Source organism: Rapidithrix thailandica (assembly GCF_039710355.1).
GTDB classification, from domain to species: domain Bacteria; phylum Bacteroidota; class Bacteroidia; order Cytophagales; family Flammeovirgaceae; genus Rapidithrix; species Rapidithrix thailandica.
On record NZ_JBDKWZ010000018.1, the window covers coordinates 137870 to 147593 of the forward strand.

A 9724-nucleotide genomic window follows, 5' to 3' on the forward strand; every position below is an offset into this window, starting at 1 on the left:
TAACTTTGCAGCAGCAAACTATTTTGAAGTTATTATACCCTTCATTCACATGATTCTGTTTTATCAACTTCACAAGCATAAAATCTTTGCGGCACAGGTAAGCCAGCAATTGAATCCTGCCGATCTGGACAAACTCAAATGGCTATTTGGCAATGCAGAGCATATTGATCAAACCCAAGTAGAGGGTTACTTTGTAGGCCCTCGAAAGGAAATGATCACTCCCTGGAGTACCAATGCCGTGGAAATCACTCAAAACATGGGCATCCCGGGCATGGTGCGCATTGAGGAGTTTTTTCAGGTAGAAGATGAAAAGGCGGCTTTTGACCCTATGTTGCAAGCCCTGTACAAAGGCTTGGACCAAGAGGTGTTTACCATTGATATCGAGCCGGAACCGGTACAACATATCGAAGACATAGCCGCTTACAACCAACAAGAAGGCTTGGCGCTGAGTGAAGATGAAATCGCTTATTTGGAATCGGTGAGTAAGAAAATCGGCCGGAAACTGACCGATAGTGAGGTATTTGGTTTTTCTCAAGTAAACTCCGAACACTGCCGGCACAAAATTTTCAACGGGACTTTTGTAATTGACGGAGAAGAAAAGCCCTATTCGCTTTTCAAACTTATCAAAAAAACTTCCGAAGCCAACGGTCACAATTTGGTATCCGCTTACAAAGACAATGTTGCTTTTATCAAAGGCCCGAAAGTAGAACAATTTGCTCCGGCTACACACGATAAAGCAGACTTCTTTGAGGTGAAAGACATTGACACAGTCATTTCGTTAAAAGCAGAAACACACAATTTTCCTACTACCGTAGAGCCTTTCAACGGGGCCGCAACCGGAGCCGGAGGGGAAATCAGAGACCGGATGGCCGGAGGTCAGGGAAGTATTCCTTTGGCCGGAACAGCTGTATATATGACTTCGTATTCCCGTCTGGAAGAAGCCAGAAAATGGGAACAAGCTACCCCTGCCCGGGAGTGGTTGTATCAAACCCCGCTTGAAATCCTGATCAAAGCTTCGAATGGAGCCAGCGATTTTGGTAACAAGTTCGGTCAACCGTTGATCTGTGGTTCGGTACTGACCTTTGAACATTTTGAAAATGAGAAGAAGTTCGGTTTCGACAAAGTGATCATGCTGGCGGGAGGAATTGGTTTCGCCAAATTGAAAGACAGCCTGAAAAAAGATCCCGAAAAGGGCGATAAAATTGTCATATTAGGGGGAGATAACTACCGTATCGGTATGGGAGGAGGCGCTGTGTCTTCTGTTGCTACCGGAGAATTTGATAATAAAATCGAACTGAACGCGGTACAACGTTCTAACCCGGAAATGCAAAAACGTGCCTACAACGCCATCCGCGCGTTGGCCGAATCAGACGATAATACCATTATTTCTATCCATGATCACGGAGCCGGAGGTCACCTCAACTGCCTATCGGAACTGGTTGAAGTCACCGGAGGAACCATCGACATCCGCAAGTTGCCAATCGGCGATCCGACTTTATCTGCCAAAGAAATTGTGGGAAATGAGTCGCAAGAGCGAATGGGTTTGGTGATTAAGGAAAAAGACATAGAACGCTTACAAAATATTGCCAAGCGGGAACGCAGCCCAATGTATGAAGTGGGTGAAACCACAGACGATCAGCACTTTAAATTCTCCGATAGCAAAACCGGAGAAAGTCCGATCGACTTACAGTTGGAAGATATGTTCGGAAAACCTCCGAAAACCGTCATGGCAGACAAAACTATAAAGGCCAATTACGCTCCGGTAAGTTACGAGCCGGCACAATTCCAAGAGTACTTGGAAAGCGTATTACAATTAGAGGCTGTAGCCAGTAAAGATTGGTTGACCAACAAAGTGGACCGTTCGGTAACGGGTAAGGTAGCCAAACAGCAAACTGCCGGAACCCTTCAATTGCCTTTGAATAATGTGGCCGTAATGGCTTTGGCCTATCATGGTAATAAGGGAGTTGCCACTTCCATCGGACATGCTCCGGTAGCCGCTTTGGTCGACCCCAAAGCAGGTTCGATCAACAGTATTGCCGAGGCCTTGACGAATATGGTTTGGGCCCCATTGAGCGAACAACTGACATCCGTTTCTCTGAGTGCTAACTGGATGTGGCCTTGTAAAAACGAGGGAGAAGATGCCCGTTTGTACGAAGCTGTAGAAGCAGTAAGCCAGTTTGCTTGCGATCTGGGTATCAACATCCCGACAGGAAAGGATTCTCTTTCCATGACACAGAAGTACAAAAACGATGTAGTATACTCTCCGGGAACGGTTATTATTTCTGCCGCCGGAGAAGTAGCAGATATCAACAAAGTAGTGAGTCCGGTGTTGAGAAACCGAAAAGATTCGGCTTTGATCTATATCGACTTTTCGAAAGACCAGTATAAATTAGGAGGAAGTAGCTTTGCGCAAGTTGTAAATAAGCTGGGAACCGAAGTACCGACCGTACAGGACACTGCCTATTTCAAAACAGCCTTCAACACTTTACAAACACTCATCGCTCAAAACCTGGTATTGGCCGGACACGATATTTCTGCCGGAGGTTTGGTGACTTGCTTGTTGGAAATGACGTTCGCTCAAACGGAACTGGGCTTGAACATCGGCTTGAACAGTATTGAAGAAGAAGACGCAGTCAAGGTCTTATTCAGTGAAAATACCGGAGTGGTGATTCAAGTAGCTGAGGTAGAGAAAGTAGTAGGTATTTTGGAAAACAACAATTTGGATTTCCATATCATCGGTCAGCCGGTAGAAGGCCAGGAAGTGAAAATCAGTAAAGGAAGCACAGAGTATGCTTTGGACATTCCTACCTTGCGAGATACCTGGATGAAAACTTCCTACCTGCTTGATCGCCAACAAAGCGGAGCCGAAAAAGCAACGGAACGTTTCAAAAACTATAAACTACAGACGCTTTCCTACTCCTTCCCACAAGACTTTACCGGGTCATTTAGTCAATATGGCATCAGCCCGGAAAGAAAAGAAAAAACGGGTGTAAAAGCAGCCATTATCCGGGAAAAAGGTGTGAATGGCGACCGGGAAATGGCCTATGCCATGCATCTGGCCGGTTTTGATGTGAAGGATGTGCATATGACCGACCTGATTTCCGGACGTGAAAACCTGGAAGATGTCAACCTGATCGTATTTGTAGGAGGATTCTCTAATTCGGATGTTCTGGGTTCGGCAAAAGGTTGGGCTGGTGCTTTCTTGTACAATGAAAAAGCGAAACAAGCATTGGACAATTTCTATGCACGTGAAGATACTTTGAGTTTAGGAGTGTGTAACGGCTGTCAATTGATGATTGAGCTAGGTTTAATTACTCCGGAACATGACGAAAAACCAAAGATGCTTCACAACGAAACACATAAATTCGAATCCGCCTTCCTTAACCTGAACATTGCCGAAAATAACGCTGTAATGTTACAGTCACTGGCAGGAAGCCGATTGGGTGTATGGATTGCGCATGGAGAAGGAAAATTCCAATTGCCACTGGCTGAAAGCGAATACCATATCCCGGCGAAATACAGTTATGAAGCATATCCGGGTAACCCGAACGGTTCGGATTATGCTACCGCTGCATTAGCTTCCAAAGACGGTCGTCACTTGGTGATGATGCCGCACTTGGAGCGAGTTATCTTCCCATGGAACTGGGCCAACTACCCTGAAGGGCGTCAAGACGAAGTTTCCCCTTGGATCGAAGCTTTTGTCAACGCCAGAAAATGGGTGGAAGAAACAGTGAAGAGCTAATAAAGCGAGGGAAGGTTCACAACAATCAACCCTCTTTAAATATAAAACCCGCCAGCAATGTATCGTGCCGGCGGGTTTTTTAACCTTATCTACCTTTCCCATCAATTTCCTGCTGACGGAAAACCTTCTTCCGGCACAGGTTTTCCATCAATCATCACTTTGGTGGAATACTGTACTTTCACCGGTTCTTTACAGCCGGAGATTTCATTGTTCCGGATTGTTACATCTTCCGCACCCGAAATAAATATTCCACATTCCGCATTTTCCCCTTCGATAATATTATGTTCAAACAGCAATCGTTTGTGCAAGCCCGGTACTTTGGTATTTTCCGCTTTTACGTTGACTGTAATACCACAAGCTCCATTTTGCGTTCCATCTCCTCTGCCACAATGAATAATCCGGTTGTTTCGCACCACTACATCCGCAGCCGCTACGCCCTCTTGCCAATCACCTTCCGCTCCGATGTGGATACCGGTACCTGTTGTATTTTGAAAAGTATTGTGTTCGATTAATACATTCCGGGTTTTGATCAACACTGCCCTGGCCAAATGACTCTGAATATTGCAATGAACCATTTCCACTTTTGGCAACCGGGTACTATTAATCAGATAATACTCCTCGATATTCTCCGGTAAGGCTTTGTCCAAGGTTAAACGGGTTTTCCAATAAGTATCAAATTTTTCCACTTTTAATACATTATATACTCTTATCTTCTTCAAAGACATTTTGTCTACCAGTTCCATCTTGTCTCCGACATCCGGGTAATCCAATACTTGGGCGTGGGTACCATAAGCTGTTTTCACTGCCACTTCGCATACTTTTTCCGTATTTCTCCGGGTGATAGTGTTGTAATAATTATGAATATTGGTAGCATCGTCTCCCTGTCCTTTGAATTGACAACCATCAAAACGAATTAACCCTGTACAAGAGGTGAAATGCGTTGCATCGGTATTCGTAGATTGATAATGTCCTTCTCTCGGCACCACTCGAAGCCCTTTCATCGTCACATTATGTGAACGGTGCCCGACAATACCCATTCCCGGTTGTGCATGAATCGTCACATTTTCCAAATACGTATCCCGGGATTCGTGAATCAGAATAGCCGGACGAAAATGAAAGCTATGATTCAACAAGGCTATTTTCTTCTTATGTTTTTTCTGGATTTCTTCCGAATAAATCCTCAAGGTTTGCGGACTTACTAACTTGACCTGCTCCGGAAAGTAAATTGGATAAGGTAAGAGACGGTCGGCTTGTGTATCCCAAAACATGATACGGGTAACAACCATATCTTCCTGCACCGGGAAACGCCTGTCAAATTCCACTTCCATATATCCCTTTTTCACTTTGAGCACTTTGCCCTCGCTATGCGGTTGATGTTTGTAATCAATCGTCAGGCCTTTGATAGTGATATTTTCACAATATTCCAGGCTAATAGGCTCCATCCAACCTTCACAATACAACTCGGCACCTTCAGCCTCCAAGGTAATATTTTTGGCTCCGGTAAAATCCAACCCTTTTATATAAGGATAATAGGGAGTAAAAATGACTTTTTCAGGATTCTTACCCATCTTACCGGCCAGTACATCTTTCATAAACGACACGGCCTTTTCATCCCGAAAATCGTAACGCCCCGGAGGAAAACGAAGTGTAGTTCCCGGTGATTTGCGACAATACTCCGCCGCTTTTCTCAAAGCTTCGGCATCGTTCCGGTCATCGTTGGCTTTTGCTCCAAAGTACTCTATGGATAGTGTTTTTCCCATTTGTTGAGCTTTTACAGAAAGGCAACAAAAGAGTAAAATAGCACCCCAAACTCCGTAGAATACTTTATAAAAGGACTGGTTTTTCAGGTGTTTGTAAGACATTTTTAATCATGGTTAAATCAAAGAAAGCATAGCATCTGAGTAATTTAAAAATTTGTATTGGGATTATGCCACTGAAAGGTGTTAATCCTACTAAATGTAAAAAACCTTCCAGGTTTTGAAAACCTGGAAGGTTTTTTATCCCCTCCCCGATTCAAACCTACTGTTTCAAGCTCACTTCCAAGGTGACCGTCTCCCCTTTTTTCAAAGATAATTGAACATGCGTATCATCTACTTTTTCAAAGTTTGCGTTGGGAGTGGAAACTTCACTGATTCCTTGGCGACAGGTAAGGAGCACTTTTTGGTCTGCCAGGGATTTGACAGTTACATGAATAGTTCGTTGGGTTAAATCCCAGTCCATCCGATCGATAATGGCCCGGGTACGGCACGCCACTCCTTTCACAGAACCTTTGGATAGCTGGGAAGGCAAAGCAGGTAATAATTCGATTTCACCGGGTTTGGAATATACCAACATTTCATAAAGTAATCCCGGAAAACAATTGATAGCATCCGTATTGTAAATGATTCCGGGGTTATGGTTGGTCACCAAGCTACGGTTCAGATAATTGCCTGTGAGAAACTGAATAAGTTTCTTCTCTATAAAATCGCCTCTTTTTAAGCGACTGGCAGCCAAGGACTTTATCACAATACCATGGGCGGATAAGTCCCCGTCCCCTCTTTTATCCAAGGCGACAGAGGTAGCTTTAAATAACTCGGGAGTATCTTCCGGATTGAACTCATGGGCCGGCCATACAGGATACATATGGGAAGCATGGCGGTGGTCATAATTATCGTCCAGGCTCTCCCAGGCCCATTCTTTCAAGGCGCCCTCTTCATTGATCAGGTAAGGAGGCAGTTTTGCCAAAATCCCTTCCCATTTTTTGATTTTCTCCGGATCAAGATGTAGCTCTTTGTACACAGTAATCACATCCTGCAATGCCTGTTTGGCCACGGCAATGTCCATCACCGCATTGATTGCAGTGGGTGAATCCTGTCCTTTGGGCCAGTTTTCAGGGGAATAAGAAGGGGCAAAAATATAATTGCCTTGTTCGTCTGTTTCACTCAGGAAATCCTCATAAAACAAAGCCGTTTTTTCCATTAAGGGTAACAACCGTTCTGTCAAAAATTGTCGATCCCCTGTACATAAATAATATTCATATCCCGGATACACCAGCCATTGTGCACCTGCTATCCAAAAATGCCCTGGAAATCCCGGATTGAAATGTGTATGTAAATTACGCCTTCCGGAAGTACGGGTACCCGTCAGAAACCCTCTTGCCCCGTATAAATTCCGGGCGTTCATTTCCCAGTCCGGTGCCACTCGTTCCAATAGATTCATATAACTGTCTATGGCTTCGGGCAAATTCAACAAATTCACGCCGGCCACTTGCAAATTGACATTGGCATCCAAGGTAAAGTCTCCACACCACATCGGCCGCCATTCACCTGTCCATATCCCCATCAGATTAGGCGGGTTTTCCCCATTGGAAGTGATCAATACATATTTTCCCATATCAAACACCTCTTCCAAAAATCCAGGAACGATGGAATCAGGGAGGCTGGACTGAAGTTCAAAAAGCTCTTCCGAAGAGAGATTTCGTTGATCACTACCCCCAAAATCCAAGTCGGTCCGGGTAAACATATCTCCATGTACAATCGCATGGGGTTGTAATAAAGTTTGATAGTCTTTTGTAAAACCGGAAAGGGATTTTTGAGTAGCCGGTATTTCCGTCTGATCAAAATTTTCCAAGTAATTGATTCTGGAAATCAACAGCACTTCATGGGCACCTTTAATATGAAGCTGATTTCCCTCTGCCTTTTTCTCAGCACCTTTGGCAATCACTTGTACGACCCCTTCATATCCCCTTTCAATTTTGGAATATCCCAAGCGAAAGGTCATCCACTCTTCGTCTACTTCAATTTCCGGCTCATGAATATACAGCTCTTGACTATCGGTAAGATACTTCGTGCGAGCTTCAGGATTTCCTTCTTGAAAATGTATTCCTATAGAACAGGATACAGGTTTGCCGGAAAGGTTTTTGATCTGTTGTACGATGATATTGTCCGGCCGTGAGATAAACAACTTCCGGCTCCATTGGCCATGTTCGTCTTCCCAAGTCACTTCTACCTCCCCGGTTAGAAAATTCACCCTGCGTTGATAATTTTTTACAGTACCGTGTTCCGGTTGGGAAATGCTCATGGCATAGGCCGGATGATAAGGATCAGTCCAAAGCAAACCGGAATAACCCTCTTTTTTCGCCATTTCCACAGAATAGGCGGTAGCCTCTTTATATTTTCCATCAATAATTAACTTCCGGGTTTTGTTCAGGTACTGACGGATATCCGGAGGATTTACTTGCTCAGAACCTATGTATTCGTACAAAAATTCATGGTTAAAAATGATCTGTTCCGAATGTGGTTTTCCAAAGACCAAAGCCCCCATTCGGCCATTTCCTGTCACCAGAGCGTCTTGCCATTTTTCAGCCGGATGTTTGCTCCACATGCCCCGGTTCGTCACCGGCAAGTCTGCTTGCTCCCTTGGTTGACAACCCATGACCAGATAAGGAATCAATAAGTAAAGTATTTTTTTCATCTTCATATTTTTCGGGGTTTAATTCATCAAGAAAGGCCGAAACCTTCCAGGTTTTGAAAACCTGGAAGGTTTCTATCTGCAATTCACTCTTTTGCTAAAACCAATATTACCTGCCCCTTTTCCAAGGTCAATGTCAAAGCTTGTTTCTTTACTTTCGTCTTTTTTAAAAAGACATTTCCCTTTGCAGATACTTGATAAAGTTCTACTTCCGCTACATGATCCCAGCCTATAGGCAATGTCCACACTCGCTGTTGATAACCTTCTTTGCTATACGCTACCAGGGCTTTCTCTTGCATCCAAATGGCCGGGAACAATACATCATCACCTTTTCGCAACAACTGCTGGTATTGCCTGACCGTACTATCCGCCAAATGAACTTCCACGCCCTGACTATAGCGAGCCATGCGGTTTTGCCCTTTGCCTTCGAGGGATTTTCTTTCAAACTGATTGAGGAAAAAATAAGGCACACTATTGAGGTAAAACCGTTCGGCAAATAGCCCCTGCCAATCCTTTCGTGAAGAAAAGGTGTTAAAATCCGTCCAAACTCCTTCCCCGTGCATACTGGTACCAAACAAAAACCCTAAAGCCTGGTCACCTTTCAAGTCCGGATTGATTTTTCCGCCACAATACAGTTTGGCCGGAATGTCCAGATAGCGCTGGCTGCCCTGGTTGAACCACCAGGCATAGGGAATGAGCCCACTCATATAATCGATGATAAATTCACTGGTCACATCTACCCCATGGGCCATCCAATAATTACAGATTTTCTTTTGGTATTCGGCTTCGGTAACCATACTTTCTTCATGGCCTTTGCTGGCCCGGGCAAACCAAGCATCAATATGCACTGTACCGGCTTCTTGTAAAGGGAGCATCTTTAAAAGAACTTGTATACGATGTTGAGCATACCCTTTTTCCCATTCGTTTTTGTAATTTACCTGATAGGCTTTACGACCATTATACTTCCCGATGACCATTAGAGAACCGTCTTCGTTTTTAGAAATCAGATCCTCTTTCACATACGTTTTCCACAAAGGACTGTCTTCATAAGCATCTGTCATGTTGAGATGCAGACTGACAGTGGTATGGTATTTTTTGGCTTCCCGCATCAGCCAACGCAAACTTTCTTCTGCGGTAGCATCTTCCGGCCTTTTCAAAAGCGGATTCACCTCAAACCAGGCCGGGTATTGATCATCATGCCCGTTGTATTGCCAACCTACCAGATAAATAATTTTGGGAACCGCAAGGGTTAATGCATCCGTTTACCGGATCAATTGCAAAGCGTCCTCAAAGGTATTCCCAATCAAACAGCCTCCTTTTCCATCCGGCTTAGACAAAAACATTTTGAGAACCAAGGCGTGGGAGTAGTCGTGTTGAGGCGCCTGGGCTTGTGCCCATAAGGCACACCCAACTAGTGTTAAGTAAAATTTAAAATAACGTAATAATTCAGTACCTTTAGAAAAAAGATGAAAAGGTACAGGGTCAAATTACTGCAAGAAGAAGTATCCGAGCTTAGAGCGATAATTGATAAAG

General features: G+C 44.2%; 4 protein-coding genes. 1 reads left to right on the forward strand and 3 read right to left on the reverse strand.

What is annotated here, in order from left to right; all coding sequences use genetic code 11:
* Positions 1–49: 49 nt before the first annotated feature.
* Positions 50–3742, forward strand: coding sequence for a phosphoribosylformylglycinamidine synthase (purL, locus tag AAG747_RS24130; protein WP_346823814.1), 3693 nt, complete (start codon positions 50–52; stop codon positions 3740–3742).
* Positions 3743–3843: 101 nt separating this feature from the next.
* On the opposite strand, the gene AAG747_RS24135 is transcribed toward purL, so the two are convergent.
* The 3 genes from AAG747_RS24135 to AAG747_RS24145 form a co-directional block, all read right to left on the reverse strand.
* Positions 3844–5604: a right-handed parallel beta-helix repeat-containing protein gene (locus tag AAG747_RS24135; RefSeq protein WP_346823815.1), complete on the reverse strand. Its 1761-nt coding sequence runs from the start codon at positions 5602–5604 to the stop codon at positions 3844–3846.
* A gap of 157 nt (positions 5605–5761) precedes the next feature.
* Positions 5762–8200: a glycosyl hydrolase family 95 catalytic domain-containing protein gene (locus AAG747_RS24140; protein ID WP_346823816.1), complete on the reverse strand. Its 2439-nt coding sequence runs from the start codon at positions 8198–8200 to the stop codon at positions 5762–5764.
* Between the two features lie 77 nt (positions 8201–8277).
* A complete protein-coding gene (locus tag AAG747_RS24145; RefSeq protein WP_346823818.1) occupies positions 8278–9423 on the reverse strand; it encodes an endo-alpha-N-acetylgalactosaminidase family protein in 1146 nt (381 codons plus the stop codon).
* Positions 9424–9724: the final 301 nt, after the last annotated feature.